The following is a 17227-nucleotide window of genomic DNA, read 5'->3' as shown; positions in this document are numbered from 1 at the left end:
CCAGGCCAGGATTTTCAAGGTGGACGAAAGCCCACCGGAGCACCGGCGCCCCGGCCAATGTCAAATAGATGGCAAAAGGGTCAAAAAACGGGGCCGGCGATGCCGGCGGAATTGACGGGACCCAGGATCGTGCGGTTTGCCGCCTTGACAAGAAAACGCCTGACTGTTAAGCAAAAAAAAAGTTGTGCGCCGGATGGCGACATAAGGATTCAACATGCACAAGACCTACAACCTGGGCAACATCGGTCTGTCCGATTCCGCCATACACACCTACCTGTCACTGCTTCAACACCACCCCGTGAACGGGTCCCAATTAAGCAAGTGTTCGGGGATCCCCCGGGCGAGAATATACGATATCCTTCGTACTTTGAAGAAGCGGGGCTTTGTCACGGAAGCCGAAAAAGGTGTATTTGTTCCGCTGCCGCCCGGGGAGTTGATCAAGCAATTGCGGCATGCTTATGAGGAGGATCTCGATCGTTTCGAAAGTTTGGCCAACGACGTCCGGGTTCCGGCCGATCACGATTTCATCTGGACTTTAACCGGGCATCAGCGCGTCATGGAGAAGGCCGTTGAGATGATCGATGCCGCGCGCAAAGAGATCTACGTCCGTCTTTCCCCGCCTGAAGCCGAAACCCTTGTGCGGCCTCTGAAAAAAGCCGAGAAAAAAGGGGTCCAGGTGAAATGCATTTTCATGGAACCCTTTCCAAAAACCTTTGCCATTCAGGTGATTCACCCACAGCATGAAATGGTCGAACGCAACCTGGGCGGGCGATCCTTCGACTTGGTGGTGGACAAAGAGGAGTTTCTCGGCGGCCTGTTCACCACCGGGAACACGCAGGAATGCCGCATCAACTGGGGCCGCAACCGATCGTTCGTCACAGCCGGGCGGGACAGCCTGCGGCACGACTTTTTTCATTATTTCCTCTACAAAACCCACACCCTGGGGCAGGCCATGGATGACCAGGAAAAGAAAATTTATGCAATCATCCTGGATGATATGTAGCCCGCCAGCGTTGCATGGATTGATTTATCGCGCTCAGACAACCGCGCTCTTTTTCCCGCCGTAGTATTTCATGAATTGAACGCGCTCGTACACGGATGGATCCACACTTTTTTCCTGGCTCATCCGACCCTTGAAGCCGCTTATGCGTTTGAATCCCTTTCTCGACATCCAGTTTTCCAGCCGTTCCCGCATCTGTCCCAGATAGTCGAGGCCGTTTTTGTACAGGCACGAAGCGACCTGAACCGCATCTGCTCCGGCCAGCAGCTGCTTGATGACCGCATCCCCATCATGGATGCCGGTGGAAGCGGCCAGATCGCAGTCGACCTTTTGGGACATGATGGCGATCCAGCGCAATGACATGGCCAGATCCGAAGGGGAGCTGAAAACAAAGGTGTTGCTGACCTGGAAGGTATCGATATCGATGTCCGGACTGAAATATCGATTGAACAGCACCAGACCTCCGATGCCTGTTTTGGACAGGCGCTGGATCATCGGACCGAGATCCGTAAAGTAGTGACTGATCTTCAAGGCGACAGGGATGGAAAGCGTTTTGGTGACTTCCTCGGTGATCTTGAAATAGACGCTTTCCTTGTCGACCCGGTTTTTTGTAAAGTCCGTGGGGGGAAAAAACATGTTCAGCTCAAGGGCATCGGCCCCGGCCGCTTCGAGTTGCTTCGCATAGGCAATCCATTCAACAGACTGCAGAAAACAGTTGATGCTGGCCATTACCGGAATGGAAACCGCTTTTTTACTTTCCTCGATCAGGGTGATGTACTTTTTCAGGTTCTCTTCACGGACCACGTAATCGTAGTACGCGATCGGGGTCTTGCGTCCCTCGTAATCGAAATACTGGCTGTCGCTGGCAAACGTCTGGGCCGTTTTCATAAAATCGGCATACGCCAGGGCCACCTCCTCCTCGAACATGGACTTGAGCACGACCGCACCGGCGCCGCATTTTTCGGCATGTTTAATCTTTTCGACCGAACCGGTTAATCCAGAGCTGCCCACAATAATTGGATTGGTTAACTCGAGGCCTAAGTATTGCGTGGTTAGATCCATTTCTCCTCCTCAACCTTTGATCGGTATAGTCAGTGTCCATCTCTGCAGCGGGTTGCCTCCGGCAAATTAAATGCATACGAGAAAATAATAACCCCAAACCGAGTAAAAGTCGAGCCGGGTTCACCACCCTCTTAAAAAAACTGGGGCCTCGTCGCGGTCTCGGACCGGGTTAAATGGAATCAGCGGCCATGGGGGGGCATGCAGCCCGAATGCGCTTGACACCAAACCGGCGAAATGATAGATGTTGTCCGGTTTGTGGCAACAATCGAGCGAGCACAGAAAATTCCTCTTTTGAAAGATCATTGCTTTATTATTCCCGTCCGCCTAACCGGGGGAAAAGGGTCGTAAGGGAGTTCCGATCATGAAGCGGATATTAATTTTGGGCGCCGGCCTGGTGGCTCGGCCCGCGGTTCGTTACCTGCTGGAGAAAGACGGCATGCAGGTCGTTCTGGCCGACCAGGCCATGGACAAATCCGAGTCCATCCTCGCCGGGCACCCCAACGGCCGTTCGGTCCGTCTGGATGTGAACGATTCGGAAAAACTGGGCGGCCAGATTGCGGCTGCCGACATCGTCGTCAGCCTGCTGCCATGGAGCCTTCACCCGACCATCGCCCGCTGGTGCGTGACCCACGGCAAGCACCTGATCACCGCCTCCTACGTCAAGGCGGAGATGCAGTCCATGGACCGGGATGCCCGCGAAAAGGGATTGTGCTTTCTCAACGAGGTCGGCGTCGACCCGGGTTTGGACCACATGTCGGCCATGCAGATCATCGACACGGTAAAGCAGCAGGGGGGCCGCATCGACAGCTTCTTTTCATATTGCGGCGGGCTGCCTGCCCTGGAAAACAACAACAACCCGTTGGGGTACAAGTTCTCCTGGAGCCCCGAAGGTGCCATGCTGGCCGCCACCAATGACGGCCGCTACATGGAGCACGGCAAGGTGATCGAGGTCCCCGGAGACGAACTGTTCAGGCACTACTGGTTGAAAAGTGTGCCTGCGGCAGGCGTGTTCGAGGCCTACGTCAACCGCGACGCACTGCCCTACCTCAAGATATACGGCATCGAGGATGCCGCCGGCATGTATCGCGGCACCCTGCGCAATGTAGGCTACTGTGAAACCTGGGATTTTATCAAACAGCTGGGGCTGCTCAACCGGAAGATGAAATTCGATTTCAATGAAATCACCCCGCGTGAAGTGTTGGCCAACATCGTCAACTGCCGGGGAAAGGATGTCCGTGCGGGTGTGGCCGCCTACCTCAAAATTCCGCCATACTCGCTGACCCTTAAAAAATTGGAGTGGCTGGGGCTGCTCTCCGACCGCCGGTTGAAAATCGGCACCGCGTCGGTTTTCGAGATGTTCGCCCACACACTTAAAAATCGCCTGGTATATGGCGAAGGCGAGATGGACCTGCTGGTCATGCACCATGAATTCGAAGCCATCTATCCGGACCTGCCCCGGCAGCGCATCCAGTCCACCCTCATCGACTGCGGCATTCCCGGGGGGGACAGCTCCATGTCCAGAACCGTAGGCTACCCGGTTGGAATCGCAGCCAGTCTCGTTGCTGAGGGCAAGGTCAACCAGGTGGGCGTGATCAGGCCGGTCCATCCTGAGATCTATACACCCCTCCTGGCCGAATGCCGGCGCCTGGGCATCTGTTTCAAAGAACGGCGATCCGAACTGGATGCCGACGAACGCAGCTATTGGGGGGATTGACGAAAATGAAGGCACTGTTGATTCGCGCCGAAGACAAAAACCGCTGGGAGCGCCGCGCACCGATCGTGCCGGCGGACCTGGCGGAGATACTCGCAAAAACCGGCGCGCACGCCTTTGTCGAAAAATCAGACAAGCGCTTTTTCAGCGAGGCGCAATACACGGCTGCCGGAGCGGTGGTTTGTGAAGGCATGACCGATGGGGATGTGATTCTTGGGGTCAAAGAAATTCCCGTCGAAAAAATCCAGGCGGGCAAGACCTATCTTTTTTTCTCCCACACCATCAAAGGACAGCCCGACAACATGCCCCTGCTGCAACGGATCCTCGACAGCGGGTCCACCCTGATCGACTATGAAAAGATTACCGATAAAAGCGGCCGCCGCCTGATCTATTTCGGCCCCTTTGCCGGGGATGCCGGGGCCATCGACATACTTTCACTGATGGGCGAACATTGGTCCGCCAAGGGTATTGCCACGCCCTTGGCCGCGGTCAGGCGGGCCCACCAGTACGATTCGGTGAAGGCGGCCCGGGCGCATTTAACCCAAATCGGTGATCAAATCCGCCGCAAGGGCTTTCCCCCGGAATTGAGTCCCTTCACCATCGGTATTTTAGGCTACGGCAATGTTTCCACTGGCGCCCAGCAGACCTTCGACTGCCTGCCGACCGAACGCATCCCCGCCGACAGGATCAATGCCTTTGTCAGCCAGGCGCAGGGTAACCGCCACACGGTCTACGTGACGGTTTTTAAAGAACAGGACCTGGTCAGGCCCATCGATGGGGGGGCAACCTTCGACCTGCAGGCGTATTTTGATCATCCGGAGCGTTATGAGAGCCGTTTCGAACCGTGTCTTGCCAGCTTGACTCTGCTGGTCAACGCAGTCTACTGGGAGCGGCGCTATCCAAAATTCGTCACCTGGTCGGGATTGAAACGCCTGGCCGAAACCTCAAAAACGCTTAAACTCAGCGGCATCGCCGACATTACCTGCGATACCCACGGGTCGATCGAGTGCAATGTCAAATCAACCGACAGCGACATGCCCGCCTATCGGGTGGATCCGATCGCGGGTACAACCGCCGACGGCCACCTGGGAGATGGGCTCGTGCTGCTGGCGGTGGACAATCTGCCCTGTGAGCTGCCCAACGATGCCTCAACGTTTTTCAGCAATCAGTTGAAGCCGTTCGTAGCCGGCCTGTTGAACGCCGATTACACAAGCAGCCTTGAGAATTCAGCCCTGCCGCCTGAGATTCAAAAAGCCGTGATTGTTTTCAACGGCCGGTTGACCAAAAATTACGCGTACCTCGCCGCCCATCTCAAGCAGGGGCGATTGAAAAAACCGACTGTTTTTTAATTGACATCCACGCTGTTTACATCAGCCAACCGCAAGGAGAAGACGATGAACATAGTGGTATTAGGCGCCGGACTGGTCGGCGCCCCCATGGCAAGGGATTTGGCCGCCAGCACCGACGTGCATGTAACGGTGGCCGACATCGACCCAAAGGCGTTGTCCCGGGTGACTGCAATGGATCGCATTGAAACCGTCAAGGCGGACCTGGCCGACAAAACGGTCCTGACCCGAATCCTTGAATCGGCGGACATGGCGATAAGTGCCGTGCCCGGGTTCATGGGTTATGCGACCCTGCAAACCATCCTGGAAGCGGGAAAAGATGTGGTCGACATCGCCTTTTTTCCCGAAGATCCATTTGCACTGGATGCCTTGGCAAAAGAGAGGGGCGTCACGGCGGTCGTGGACTGCGGCGTGGCGCCGGGAATGAGCAACATGCTGGTGGGCCATTGCCATCGCCAGTTGGACCGCACCGATTCAGCCCTCATCTACGTGGGTGGGTTGCCCGCAATCCGTCGGTGGCCCTATGAATACAAAGCCGTATTCTCTCCCATCGATGTCATTGAGGAATACACCCGTCCCGCCTTTTACGTGGAAAACGGTGTGCTGGTGAAACGGCCGGCCTTGAGCGATCCGGAATACGTCGATTTCCCGGGTATAGGCACCCTCGAAGCCTTCAACACCGACGGACTGCGCTCCCTCTACAAAACGCTGAAAATACCCAACATGAAAGAAAAAACACTGCGCTACCCCGGCCACATCGAGAAGATTGCCGTCCTGCGCGCCTCGGGTTTTTTCAACACCCAACCCATCGAAGTGAACGGGGTTAAGATCCGTCCCCTGGATGTGACCGCCAAACTGCTCTTTCCCATGTGGCAGCTCGACGAGGGAGAGGTGGATATCACGGTTATGAAGATCGTCGTCGAGGGAGAAAAAAGCGGCGCGCGGATTCGCACCACCTGGGACCTGGTTGACCGTTACGACCCGCAGTCCAAAATCCATTCCATGGCAAGGGCCACGGGTTATACGGCCACGGTGGTTGCCCGGCTGATCGGAGCGCGACGCTTCAGCCAAAAGGGTGTGATTGCACCGGAACAGATCGGCAGCGAGCCGGCCTGCATGACGTTCATCCTCGAAGGCCTGGCCGAGCGCGGCGTGGTGTATCGGGAGACGGTGGAGGATATCTGAATCTAACCAATCACCCGGATGGGGTCCGCATCCGGGTGATTGTTCCCCGAGGATCGGGTTTACTGCAGGGGGCACGGAGTGATCGTGTCGCAGTGACCTATCCAGCCACCTATAGAATCTGACTGAGAAACAGTTTGGTGCGGTCGTGGGTGGGATTGACGAAGAAATGCTCCGGGGTACCCTCCTCCACGATGGCACCGGCATCCATGAAGATAACGCGGTCGGCCACCTCCCGGGCAAAGCCCATTTCATGGGTCACCACCACCATGGTCATGCCCTCCTTGGCCAGGGTCTTCATGACGTCGAGCACCTCGCCGATCATCTCCGGATCCAGCGCCGACGTGGGCTCGTCGAACAGCATCACCTTGGGATCCATGGCCAGTGCCCGCGCAATGGCTACCCGCTGCTGTTGTCCGCCGGAAAGCTGATCCGGATAGACGTTTTTCTTGTCAACGATGCCTACCTTCTCAAGCAGGGCCATGGCCTTGTTCTCGCTGTCCTCCCCTGAACGCCTGCGCACCACTTTCTGGGCCAGGGTCACGTTTTCCAGGACCGTTTTGTGGGGAAACAGATTGAACGACTGGAAAACCATCCCCACCTCAGCCCGGATCTTGTTGATGTCGGTCTTCTGAGCCAGGATGTCGATGCCGTCGATAAAGATATGTCCGCTGGTGGCCTGCTCCAGGCGGTTGAGGCATCTTAAAAACGTACTCTTGCCCGAGCCCGACGGGCCGATCACCACCACCACCTCACCGGCTTTGATGCTGGCCGTCACATCCACCAATGCGTTGATCTCATGGGGTGCATAAAACGTTTTATATACATTTTTGGCCTGTATCACGATATTGCCATCCTCCTCTCAAGATACTGCACATACATGGAAAGGGAAAAGGTAAGCACCAGGTACAAAAGACCCAGAAGAATGTACACCTCAAAGGGTTGCAGCGTTGCCGTAACCGCTTCGCGGGCTGCCTTGGTCAATTCACGGATGGCAATGATCCCCAGCAGTGAGGAATCCTTGATCAGGCTGATGAACTGCCCGGCCAGGGGCGGAAGAATCCGGCGAAGGGCCTGGGGAAGGATAATATGGCGCATGGATTGGCCATAACTCATGCCCAGTGAGCGGGCCGCTTCAGTCTGGCCGCGGTGGATGGACTGGATGCCGGCACGCACAATTTCCGAGACGTAGGCGCCGGCAAAGCACGCCAGCGAGGCCACGCCGTACCACAGCGCCGGTATCTGCCCAAACCCATAAGCGTAGAGCAGGTCGTTGATCAGGGTTCCAAGGACAAAGTACCAGATCAGAATCTGAACCATCAGCGGAGACCCCCGGATCAGTTCCACGTAGACAATGGAGGTCCAACGCAGGGCCGGATTGTCGGAAATCCGCATCAGACCGCTGATGATGCCGATGATCACACCGAATATCGTCGAGAGCACGCTGATCTTGAGCGTGATCCACAACCCGATGACCAGCAGCCCGGGTTTCCATCGCTTATAGCTTGCAAGGGTTTCACCGGGGGATATGAATTCCCCTTGGGTCACCCGCAGGCCCGCTGCCGGTGCGCTGTACTCCTCCTCCTCACCGATGCCTTTAACCGTAATGATGGCCTTTTTGCCTTCCTTGCGAATGGATGCCACCTCGCCGTCAATGGCCGAGGTCACGTGAATGTCGTCCTGGTAGGCGAAATAGATCGGGGTGCGGTTCCATCTCCAGTTGTATTGAATCTTCTGGGTGGCGTAGTAGAACAGACCCATAAATACCAGTACACCGAGGCAGAAAACCATGACCCACCGGTTGTAATTGACGGGCCGTCCGGTAATCCGTTGACTGTTTTCATCGCTCATGGTCGCATCTTCTTCCTGCTGGGGTGAAAGCGTGGGGGCAATGGGTTTTTATCCTTTAAGACAATCGATTCGTACTGGGTTGCCGGTCGCCGCAGCATCGCCATACGGCTGGCTCCCAATCGTCCCGCCGTATTCATTATCTTAGAGAATTAAGAAAAGCCGGCGTCATGACGACACAGGCCGGCCGGTATGGTTCCGGCCGGCCTGTGGGCAAATCATGATCACCTACCATGTGTCAGGTCAGAAGGTTACTCGAGTTCTTTTTTCCAGTCCGAGCTCAAAATCCATTTGTTGTAGGCTTTTTCGTAAAATCCGTCGCCCTTGGCCTGCCTGAGGAAGTTATTCAGAAAGTTCAAAAAGTCCGGATCGCCCTGGTTGATGGCCCAGGCCAACGGCTCATAGGTGAATGGCTGGTCCAGGAAGACAGTTTTTCCCTGGCCCTGGCTGGAGTAGAGAATTCCGATGAAAGGCAGATCGTAAACCAGTGCATCGGCCTTGCCGTTGATCACTTCCATGCCGGCTTCGGCTTCGGACTCGAATCCCTTGTAGGTCGCCTTGGGGAGCATGCGTTTGATGGACTGCTCACCGGTGGTGCCCATGCGGGAGGTAAGGATGTATTTGGGGTCATTGAGATCCTTGTAAGATTTGACCGTGCCTTCGTGCTTGTTGTTGAGGAGGATGGCCTGGCCCACGACGATGTATGGATCGGCAAAAGAGACCTTCAGGTTTCTCTCCTGGGTGATGGTCATGCCACCCATGATGATGTCGAACTTATCGGTGACCAGCGCGGGAATGATACCGTCCCAGGCGGTATTGACGGGAACGAACTTGACGCCCATGGCCTGGGCCATCCGGCGGCCGAAATCCATGTCGAAACCGATGAATTCACCTTTTTTGTTGGTCATCTCAAAGGGCATATAACCGGATTCGAAGCCCACGCGCAGTTCGCCGCGCTCCAGGATTTTCTGGATGTGGGATTTCTTGGCCAGCTCGATGTCCGCGCCGAAGGCCGTTCCCATGCCAAAGGTCACTGCGGCAACAATCGCCAGTGCGGTAAAAAAACTTCTCTTCATACGTGATCCTCCTCCTTGATTGATTAGAACATAGCAAAGCCGCAATCCTGCGGCTGGATCCACCGTTCAGCTGAAAAAAAGTCGTCCCCGGAGTGCCCGGAAGCGTCACGCGATATCGGGATTGATGGTATTCATTAAAAAAGGCAAATCAAAATACAGTCAACTTTTATAATAAGACGCCGGCAAAGTAAAGCCCTGATTGGAATCCGTGGAACCGCCGCCCCATGCTTCAGGTGCACATGCCCTGGAACCTGCGCAAAAGCCCTTCACTTTGCGGCGTCTCCCGAACCGCCAGCAGCAGCTGGGCCACATCATCACCCTGCTGGCAGAGTTCTGCGGAAAAACGCTGAATGTAATGCCGCAGCACCGCTGCGTTGAATTCAGGGTGAAACTGGACGCCCCAGGCACGCCTTCCTATGACAAAGGCATGGTGGGGATCCAGGTCCGAGGAGGCCAGAAGCGTGGCGCCGGCCGGCAGTTTCAGTACGCTCTGGCTGTGGCAGGCCTGAGCTGAGAAGGTTGCGGGCATTTTGTCGAACAGCCGGTCCTGCAGACCCTGCCGGGTAAGCCGTATCGCCACCGTGCCGATCTCTTTACCCCCGGGGTTGTCCCCCACCACACCTCCCATGGCGTGGGCCAGCAATTGATGACCGTAGCAGACGCCCAATAAGGGAATCTGGGCCTCGACGGCCTGTTTGATCCAGCCGGCGGTCTTCTCGCTCCAGGGATGTTTTTCGGTCACCATGTCGTGGGATCCGGTAATGATAATGCCGCCAAGGGATATGGATGCGGGCAGCGGTTCACCGGCATAGGGGCAAACGGTTTCGATGGGAGCCGCCGAGCGGTCCAGGCGTGCGATGATCCAGTCTTCGAAATCGCCGCAGCGGGCCGCCATATCTGGATAGGTGGCCCCGGCCTTTACGATTAAAACGGGTTTTATGGACAAGGTTGATCCTTTTGCCATTGCGCAAAAACAAAACCGCATCCGCGTCCATCCGCCAAGGGTGGAGCTGGGTTCAGGCCAAGGCCCCAGAGCCCTCGCAACCGAAGGCGCTGCGTCGAGAATTTCAAGGGTCGAAGCACGCCGGCCTGGGCCGAAAGATGCCTTTTGCGGATGGGCACTCACTAACGGTTCACCGCCATGTTGTCAAGGTTCCTTTTGGGACAATGCCTGGCCTTTCCACCGTGCGTGCCCGTGGCCACATCGCATGCTTGTGCTTTGCTCTCAATAGGTTATACCTGACTGCATGCCTCCTTGAACGATACAATTGCCTTGACTTGCGCTGCAGCCCGGAGATAATAGAACCCAACGCGGATCGTTTCTCCAAGGCCGATCGGCTCCCGTCATCGGAAGCCCAATTCACCAACCCGCTCCATCATCCATTCAGGAGGGCTGAATGCCGGAACCATCCACCATCCAACTCGACAAGCTGCTCGACCACCCATCGATTACGGACGCCGTCGCCGATGTCAATCTGGAGTTGAAAGAGAGAATCGCCTACCAGCCACCCGTGTGCAATGTGTTCCAAAGCCCTGTCACCACCCTGGTGACCGACGCGCAGTACCGCTTCGAGATCGACAAGGAGTCCCACCGGCGGCTGCCGCATATCATCGCCAACACCGTCCAGCGGGTCGAAGGCGGCGACGGCGTCGCTCTGGCGGCCAAGGAGAAGTATAAAAAGGCCCGCAACATCGGCATCGTTTTCTCCGGCGGGCCTGCCCCGGGCGGCCACAACGTCATTGCCGGCCTGTTCGACGCCGCCAAGCGCATCAATCCGCAAACGCGGATCTTCGGATTCCTGATGGGGCCGGACGGCATTATCGAGGGCGACTACCTGGAACTGACCCGCGAACAGGTGGACCGCTACCGGAATGTGGGCGGGTTTACCATGATCAAGACCGGGCGCACCAAGATCGACAACCGGATGAAGATGGACCTGTCCCGGGCAACCTGCCAGCAACTGGGCTTGGACGCCCTGGTGGTGGTGGGGGGCGACGACTCCAACACCAATGCCGCCTTTCTGGCCCAGGAGATGTTCGACGACGGTATTCAGGTGATCGGCGTTCCCAAAACCATCGACGGCGACATCCAGGTCCGCGACGCCCGGGGCAAGGTGCTGTGCGCCATGTCTTTCGGCTTCCACACGGCCGCGCGCGCCTTCTCCCAGGCCGTCGCCAACCTGTGCACCGACGCCAGCTCCGACGTGAAGTACTGGCATGTCTGCAAGGTCATGGGGCGCGTGGCCAGCCACCTGGCGCTGGAGGTTGCCCTGCAGACCCACGCCAACATAACCCTGATCGGCGAAGACCTGGCCGATTACGTGGACCATGCCCGGCTCGAAAAGGCCGAAAAAGCCGGGGTGGTGGACTACACAGCCTACGGCATGACCCTGCGGCACCTCTCCCGGGTGATCTGCGACGCCATCATGGACCGGGCCGCCGTGGGGAAAAATTACGGCGTTCTGGTGGTCCCGGAGGGCATATTGGAGTTCATCAATGAAATCCAGGTCTTCATCATCAAGCTCAACACGATCATCGGCAACTACAACAAGATGCACGACCGGGATTTCCACACCGCCCTGCCCACCCTGGACGACAAGCTGGAATACCTGCGGCGGCTGGTCCGGGGCATCCGCTCGGACCTTTCCTACAACGTATGGAATGCACGGGACGACGAACTGTTCAACGACATTCCGGCCTTCTTTCAGGAAGGCCTGCTCACTGAGCGGGACAGCCACGGTAATTTTCAGTTCTCCCAGGTCAAGACGGAAAAGGTGCTCCTTGACCTGGTGAAAGACTACCTGGGGATTCTAAAGGAGAAGGGTCACTACAAGATCGGCATCCAGAATGCGCAGTTTGTCAAGACGATGCAAAAAGGGGGCCTCGATCCGGAGCTATACGGCCCCATTCTCTTCGAAAACTGGCAGCGGACCCATCACCTGATGGTCAAAAAAACCATCATCTCAAAAAAAACCCTCAAGGCCGCACTGGTCAGGGCCGACTGCCTGGCTGAGAAGGATTCCATTCCGGCGCCCATCGAAAAAATCTTCGACCAGTCCGTTCCCAAATTCAAGACCCAGGCCCACTTCTACGGCTACGACGGCCGCGGCAGCGACCCCACCCGCTTCGACTGCACCTACACGTACAACCTGGGCCAGACCGTTTTCAGCCTGATCGCCAACGGCGCAACCGGCCAGATGGCCGCCATCTTGAACCTGGAGCAGGATTTTGCCCACTGGCGCCCCATCGGCATTCCCATCGCACCGCTCATGCACCTGGAAGAGCGCAAAAGCAAGCTGGAGCTGGTGCTCGAAAAAAGCATCGTGGACGTCAACTCGCCGGCATTCAGGGTCGTGAAAATGTTCCGCGACAAGTGGCTGGCAGCGGTTCCGGGGGAAGACCATTTCCGTCACCCGGGCCCCATCCGCTTTGCCGGCAACAGCGAGGAGGACCGCCCCATCACCCTGCTGCTCAATGCCCTGGGGGATCAGCCCTCCATTAAAGACGGGGCGCGCGACGAACAAGCGTCGATTCAAGACCAATAGCAGGCACAGGGCTGATTGCGAACATGCAGGTCCCGGTCACAAACACGAAGCTGCCCATTGGCAGGCAGGGTCAACCCCTGCAAAAGGCCGGCTCCAATTGGAAGCGGGATGAAAACACCCAAGCCCGCTTATGGCTGCAGGCCCGGAGGAAACTGAAAAAGAATCTTGTCCACCGTGTGCTGGACTGCTGCGGTGGCTTCTTGCGGGGTTTTATGCGTTTTCAGGAGGTAAGTGCCCACCCCCCGCCACACCAGGTCACCCGAATCCGCTGCATGGAAATCGATGGTCAGACGGCCCTCTTCATACTGACGGATGCGCGTCTCGGTGCCGAAACCCCCATACCAGGGATTGTAGTAGCTGCCCACACCCACTGTTGAGTAGTACGTGTCGCCCTGGATTTTCTGTTGGATGGCCAGATGATAGGTCAGAAAAAGGTCCGGCTGCTGCTCAATCTTGATGCCGCGGCCGGCCAGATGCGTCTCGACAGCCCGGCGAATGCGTTTGTCCAGCAGGGGGTTGTCTATGCGGAGGTCTCCGGTCCGCGCCTGCACCGGCTCCCGCCACCGCCAGGTGCCGTAGTGCGAAAGATCCGCCTGGGGATCGTAATCCTGGCTAACCTGAACGGTGGCACAACCGCACAGGCCCGCTGCAGCAAGAAGTAAAATCCTGACTGCCATCGATATCATTGGCGCCTCCATTGGGTTGCGTCCATCATTTCAGATTATATAATCACTTCCACAGCCATTGCCACCGCTCACTCACCGAAATGGTGGTCGGCCGATTGACACGCCCCTGGGCAGCGGGTAATATTCTTTCAATCGGCCCTGACCCAAACCAAAGACGGCAGGCATGAGGGAGGCGCCATGAAATCACTTCACATCAGCTACAATGAGGCAACCCAGACCATTGACCGCATCGACAACGCCGCCCCGGAACACTGGGGTACCGTCTGCGAACGGTTCGACAACGATGTTCAGCGAATCAAGGATGTGTCCGACGCAAGCGGCTATAACGCCCTTTATGTCTGTTATGATGCAAATAATCAGCCGGAATATTATCTGGTGGAAGAAGACGCGGCGCTGCTTAAACTGCGCCGGAAAACATTTCTCAGCAAACTGGGCCAGACAAAGGTGTAAGCACTTTAAAAAAACTTCGGCTGAGATTGAACCGGATGGTGATTTTAAACGGGGCGGCGCCGAGGTTCACACCGCCGTCAGTCGGCATCATGCCTTTGTTCTGGTATAACCCGGGCCACCTTGTCCATAATCGCATCTACCGTGCGCATTATCTCGTCGATCTCAGCCTTCAGCAAGTCCTCATCGGTCTGGCTCATCTGAAAAATTCCTTTGTGGCCCACAGGCCCTGCAGAAGCATTATTTTTATCGAACCCTCCCCGCGGCAAACCGCGGGGAATGCGCTCGCAATCGCGGTTCACCGCGGGTAGTTGCCGTGGGTATAGATATAGTCGTAGCAGTAGGCCTGATATTCTAAGTCAGGATTGGCCCCCACCTGCTGATCGGGATCAACAATTTTCTCCAAGCGCCCCAGCCACTGTGACTTGGCAAACTCGTAGAGCTCGTCCCTGACCAGTTCGGGCGTTTCACAGACCTCCGGATTGTTTTTGACAAAAAGCGCCACGCCATCGATCAATGTCTTCACCGTGAGGATATATTCGCTGAGATCCTGCCGGCATTCGGTGGAAACATCCAAAAATTTATTCAATACCGTCTTTGCCATACCCTCTACAGCGTCGATACAATTCATTGCCCCTGATCCTGTATCCCTGCCCCGGGCCAGGTCGACCCACGGCTGTTATTAACTCTGCAGACTGCTTTGTTCAATAAAATCATGCGGCTAGTAGCAATTATACGCAAGACCGGATGATGTCAAGTCCATAAGGTGCAACAGACACAGGGAACTTGCCTGCCATGATCGGGTCAAAAGCGTCGGTCAGCGCCCGGCCAGCACCGCGTCAATCTCTTCGAGAAAGCGGCTGCGGGGGTTGAACTGACCTTTGCGGAAGTTGGCCGAGGTGATGTACAGGCAGCGCTCCGCCCGGGTCACCGCCACATACATGAGTCGCCGCTCCTCCTCAAGATCCTCGGCCCGGTCCATGGATCGCCAGTGGGGAAACAGCTGTTCTTCGCACCCGATGACAAACACGGTATGAAACTCCAGCCCCTTGGCGCCGTGAACGGTGGATAGGTTAACACCGGCGGACTCCTCTTCATCATCCTTATCCTCGCGGACCAAGGCCGCTTCCTCCAGGTAATCCACAATCGTCTCTTTTTGGGCAGCCGAATGGATCAGCTGTTCGATGTTTTCCTGCCTGGCGGTGAGGTCCATGGAATTGCTTCGGGTATAACTTTCCAGATGGTCCATGTAACCGGTGCGGGCAATCGTCCGCCGGATGGCTTCGTCGGGCCGCAGGTCGCGGATCTCACCCAGAAGGTCCAGCAAGGCTTTCAACCCGTTGGTGAGTTTGGTGGAGAGCACCCGTTCGGCCACCGCCCTGCGGGCCGCCTCCTTGAGGCTCATTGAGCCGCTGCGCATCTGGGCTATCTTTTTGACGGTTCCCGGACCGATGCCCCTTTTGGGCGTATTGAGAACCCGTTCGAAGGCCGTGTCATCCTTGTCGAACACCGCAGCGGTGATGTAACAGTTCAGGTCAAGGATCTCCACCCTGTCAAAAAAACCTTTCCCACCCATCATTCGATAGGGAATGTGTGCCCGGCGAAAGGCCTGCTCGAAGGGCAGGGAACAAAACTTGGTGCGATAGAGCACGGCCATCTTTTCATAAGGGATGTTCATTCTGACCAGGCTGTGAATCTTGTCCGCCACCCAGCGGGCCTCCTCCTGATCGGTATAGAACCCATGCGTTTCCACCACGCCGCCCGCCCGGTCGGAAAAACAGGCCTTGTCCATACGGTTTTCATTGTAACCGATGACCCGGTTGCCCAGTTGGACGATTTCGTCGGCGCTGCGGTAATTCTGTTCCAACCTGAAGATCCGTGCCCCCTTGTATTTGTTTTTGAAAGAGAGGAAGTGGCTGACGTTGCTCATCCTGAACGAGTAGATCGACTGCCAGTCGTCGCCAACGGCAAAGAGATTTCCATCTTTGAGCAGCAGGGCGGTAATCTCTTCGTTCAGGTCGTTGGTATCCTGGTATTCGTCGCACAGGATGTACGCAAAACGCGTCTGGTACTGCTGCCGGATGTCCGCGTGGTCCCGCAGCAAATTGCGGGTCAGCAGCAGAATATTGTCGAAATCCAATGCATTGGCCGCTTTGAGCCTGCTTTCGTAGTGTGCGTACACATCGATCATACGGATATTGCCCTGGCGGGGGTGGTTGTCAAAATAAGCACCCGGATCTCCGCTGTTTTTGGCGTTGGAAATCTGGCCCAGCACGGACATGGCATGTTTTTTATCGAAATTAAGGGAAAGCAGCACCTCTTTGACCGTCTTTTGCTGGTGATAGGCCGTAAAGACCTGAATCGGAGGATGATACCCCAACCGGTGGCCGTGCTCCTTGAAGATCTGGAAGCAGGCGGAATGGTAGGTCCGCACCCAGGGAAAGCGCTGCAGCCCCATACCGGTCATATGGATCAGGCGGCCTTTCATTTCGTCAGCCGCTTTGTTGGTGAACGTAATTGCCAGAATCCGTTCAGGCGGCAGGCCCGATTTCACCAGGTGGGCAAATTTGGCAGTCAGGGTGCGGGTTTTTCCCGATCCGGCACCGGCAACGACCAGCGCCGGAGACCCGCTATGCTCGACAGCGGCTTGTTGCTGGGGTGAAAGCTGCATGGAAAATTTCTCCTGTAGCGGCTGAAAAAGCTGCATCACCGCAAGGGGTATAGGGGGCATGGACCGCCAATCGCAAAACGGCGGTTGCAAAAGCGATGCGGGTTGCGCTAATAAGGCGGCCCATCGGCGGTCGTCCGCCGCCCCGGGACCCACCCCGTTCCGGATTTGAAGATTCCCAGAGCAGTTCAAGGGAAATTTCAACCCAGCATGCTAGCCGGCTTTCAGTTCGCTGACCGTCACGGTTCAAAAAAAACGGGTTCCCGCAAGGCGACAAGGGAACCCGAAACTGGCTATGGAGCCGGCGCGCGGACTTGAACCGCGGACCTGCTGATTACGAATCAGCTGCTCTACCAGCTGAGCTACGCCGGCTTAAAAACAGGGAAATCAAGTATAGTGTTTATGGACCAAATGCAAGCAAAAGGATTCCGTTAGACCCGGCGCTTTGAGATTTTCGAGCTTCGGTTATACTTGGCATAGTTAGCCTGGCGTAGTTTTGGGGATACTAAAAAAAGATAGTAGCAAAGATTTTTAGAGTTGCACATAAAATTTCTTGGCGGCTCTGCGACTTGGCGTGAGACTCTTAATTTTTCACTGAACGCTTTTATCTTTCACCAACCGTCAGGGCGTTCATTGGGAGGGAAAAACTTATGATC

The 17227-nt window shown here is 56.3% G+C and carries 14 protein-coding genes and 1 tRNA gene; 6 read left to right on the top strand and 9 right to left on the bottom strand.

Annotation, left to right across the window (positions count from 1 at the left end; all coding sequences use genetic code 11):
* The first annotated feature begins 214 nt into the window (after nucleotides 1-214).
* Complete coding sequence (locus tag R6V78_RS06340; protein WP_410288495.1) at nucleotides 215-1003, top strand: TrmB family transcriptional regulator; 789 nt, start codon at nucleotides 215-217, stop codon at nucleotides 1001-1003.
* A 33-nt stretch (nucleotides 1004-1036) separates the two neighbouring features.
* On the opposite strand, the gene R6V78_RS06335 is transcribed toward R6V78_RS06340, so the two are convergent.
* Nucleotides 1037-2062 (bottom strand): dihydroorotate dehydrogenase-like protein, encoded by a 1026-nt coding sequence (locus R6V78_RS06335; protein ID WP_410288494.1) that lies wholly within the window; start codon nucleotides 2060-2062, stop codon nucleotides 1037-1039.
* A 361-nt stretch (nucleotides 2063-2423) separates the two neighbouring features.
* Between R6V78_RS06335 and R6V78_RS06330 the strand changes: the two genes are divergently transcribed.
* Genes R6V78_RS06330 through R6V78_RS06320 form a run of 3 tightly spaced genes read left to right on the top strand, consistent with a single transcriptional unit; the run spans nucleotide 2424 to nucleotide 6304 of the window.
* Complete coding sequence (locus R6V78_RS06330) at nucleotides 2424-3776, top strand: saccharopine dehydrogenase C-terminal domain-containing protein (protein WP_410288493.1); 1353 nt, start codon at nucleotides 2424-2426, stop codon at nucleotides 3774-3776.
* A 5-nt stretch (nucleotides 3777-3781) separates the two neighbouring features.
* Nucleotides 3782-5122 (top strand): bifunctional lysine ketoglutarate reductase /saccharopine dehydrogenase family protein, encoded by a 1341-nt coding sequence (locus R6V78_RS06325; protein ID WP_410288492.1) that lies wholly within the window; start codon nucleotides 3782-3784, stop codon nucleotides 5120-5122.
* A 45-nt stretch (nucleotides 5123-5167) separates the two neighbouring features.
* On the top strand, nucleotides 5168-6304 hold the full coding sequence (locus R6V78_RS06320; RefSeq protein ID WP_410288491.1) for a saccharopine dehydrogenase family protein: 1137 nt from the start codon (nucleotides 5168-5170) through the stop codon (nucleotides 6302-6304).
* 109 nt (nucleotides 6305-6413) lie between these two features.
* Here R6V78_RS06320 and R6V78_RS06315 read toward each other — a convergent pair whose 3' ends face one another.
* The 4 genes from R6V78_RS06315 to R6V78_RS06300 form a co-directional block, all read right to left on the bottom strand.
* Nucleotides 6414-7145, bottom strand: coding sequence for an amino acid ABC transporter ATP-binding protein (locus R6V78_RS06315; RefSeq protein WP_410288490.1), 732 nt, complete (start codon nucleotides 7143-7145; stop codon nucleotides 6414-6416).
* A complete protein-coding gene (locus tag R6V78_RS06310; RefSeq protein ID WP_410288489.1) occupies nucleotides 7142-8152 on the bottom strand; it encodes an ABC transporter permease subunit in 1011 nt (336 codons plus the stop codon). Before R6V78_RS06310 ends, R6V78_RS06315 begins: the two co-directional genes overlap by 4 nt.
* A gap of 248 nt (nucleotides 8153-8400) precedes the next feature.
* Nucleotides 8401-9225, bottom strand: coding sequence for a transporter substrate-binding domain-containing protein (locus R6V78_RS06305; protein WP_410288488.1), 825 nt, complete (start codon nucleotides 9223-9225; stop codon nucleotides 8401-8403).
* Between the two features lie 229 nt (nucleotides 9226-9454).
* A complete protein-coding gene (locus tag R6V78_RS06300; RefSeq protein WP_410288487.1) occupies nucleotides 9455-10171 on the bottom strand; it encodes a glutamine amidotransferase in 717 nt (238 codons plus the stop codon).
* 451 nt (nucleotides 10172-10622) lie between these two features.
* Between R6V78_RS06300 and R6V78_RS06295 the strand changes: the two genes are divergently transcribed.
* Nucleotides 10623-12770, top strand: a complete 2148-nt coding sequence (locus R6V78_RS06295) for a 6-phosphofructokinase (protein ID WP_410288486.1) — start codon at nucleotides 10623-10625, stop codon at nucleotides 12768-12770.
* 128 nt (nucleotides 12771-12898) lie between these two features.
* Here R6V78_RS06295 and R6V78_RS06290 read toward each other — a convergent pair whose 3' ends face one another.
* Entirely contained in the window at nucleotides 12899-13456 is a 558-nt protein-coding gene (locus R6V78_RS06290; protein ID WP_410288485.1) for a DUF4136 domain-containing protein, read from the bottom strand.
* Nucleotides 13457-13633: 177 nt separating this feature from the next.
* On the opposite strand from R6V78_RS06290, the gene R6V78_RS06285 reads away from it, so the two are divergent.
* A complete protein-coding gene (locus R6V78_RS06285) occupies nucleotides 13634-13906 on the top strand; it encodes a hypothetical protein (RefSeq protein WP_410288484.1) in 273 nt (90 codons plus the stop codon).
* A gap of 295 nt (nucleotides 13907-14201) precedes the next feature.
* Here R6V78_RS06285 and R6V78_RS06280 read toward each other — a convergent pair whose 3' ends face one another.
* The 3 genes from R6V78_RS06280 to R6V78_RS06270 all read right to left on the bottom strand — a co-directional run bounded on the left by R6V78_RS06280 (nucleotide 14202) and on the right by R6V78_RS06270 (nucleotide 16943).
* Entirely contained in the window at nucleotides 14202-14534 is a 333-nt protein-coding gene (locus R6V78_RS06280; RefSeq protein WP_410288483.1) for a hypothetical protein, read from the bottom strand.
* A 186-nt stretch (nucleotides 14535-14720) separates the two neighbouring features.
* Nucleotides 14721-16574, bottom strand: coding sequence for an ATP-dependent helicase (locus R6V78_RS06275; protein ID WP_410288482.1), 1854 nt, complete (start codon nucleotides 16572-16574; stop codon nucleotides 14721-14723).
* A 293-nt stretch (nucleotides 16575-16867) separates the two neighbouring features.
* Nucleotides 16868-16943: transfer RNA gene (locus R6V78_RS06270), tRNA-Thr, on the bottom strand.
* Between the last annotated feature and the right edge of the window lie 284 nt (nucleotides 16944-17227).

Origin of the sequence: Desulfosarcina sp. (assembly GCF_046496365.1) — a bacterium.
Taxonomy (GTDB): Bacteria; Desulfobacterota; Desulfobacteria; order Desulfobacterales; family Desulfosarcinaceae; genus Desulfosarcina.
Note: the sequence above shows the minus strand (reverse complement) of the source record. Positions and strands in the feature narration are given on the sequence as shown.

Coding starts and splice junctions, on each gene's coding strand:
- R6V78_RS06335 (WP_410288494.1), bottom strand. CDS start 2,062: ATGGATCTAACCACGCAATACTTAGGCCTCGAGTTAACCAATCCAATT.
- R6V78_RS06305 (WP_410288488.1), bottom strand. CDS start 9,225: ATGAAGAGAAGTTTTTTTACCGCACTGGCGATTGTTGCCGCAGTGACC.
- R6V78_RS06290 (WP_410288485.1), bottom strand. CDS start 13,456: ATGATATCGATGGCAGTCAGGATTTTACTTCTTGCTGCAGCGGGCCTG.
- R6V78_RS06320 (WP_410288491.1), top strand. CDS start 5,168: ATGAACATAGTGGTATTAGGCGCCGGACTGGTCGGCGCCCCCATGGCA.
- R6V78_RS06330 (WP_410288493.1), top strand. CDS start 2,424: ATGAAGCGGATATTAATTTTGGGCGCCGGCCTGGTGGCTCGGCCCGCG.
- R6V78_RS06285 (WP_410288484.1), top strand. CDS start 13,634: ATGAAATCACTTCACATCAGCTACAATGAGGCAACCCAGACCATTGAC.
- R6V78_RS06310 (WP_410288489.1), bottom strand. CDS start 8,152: ATGAGCGATGAAAACAGTCAACGGATTACCGGACGGCCCGTCAATTAC.
- R6V78_RS06340 (WP_410288495.1), top strand. CDS start 215: ATGCACAAGACCTACAACCTGGGCAACATCGGTCTGTCCGATTCCGCC.
- R6V78_RS06325 (WP_410288492.1), top strand. CDS start 3,782: ATGAAGGCACTGTTGATTCGCGCCGAAGACAAAAACCGCTGGGAGCGC.
- R6V78_RS06295 (WP_410288486.1), top strand. CDS start 10,623: ATGCCGGAACCATCCACCATCCAACTCGACAAGCTGCTCGACCACCCA.
- R6V78_RS06280 (WP_410288483.1), bottom strand. CDS start 14,534: ATGAATTGTATCGACGCTGTAGAGGGTATGGCAAAGACGGTATTGAAT.
- R6V78_RS06275 (WP_410288482.1), bottom strand. CDS start 16,574: ATGCAGCTTTCACCCCAGCAACAAGCCGCTGTCGAGCATAGCGGGTCT.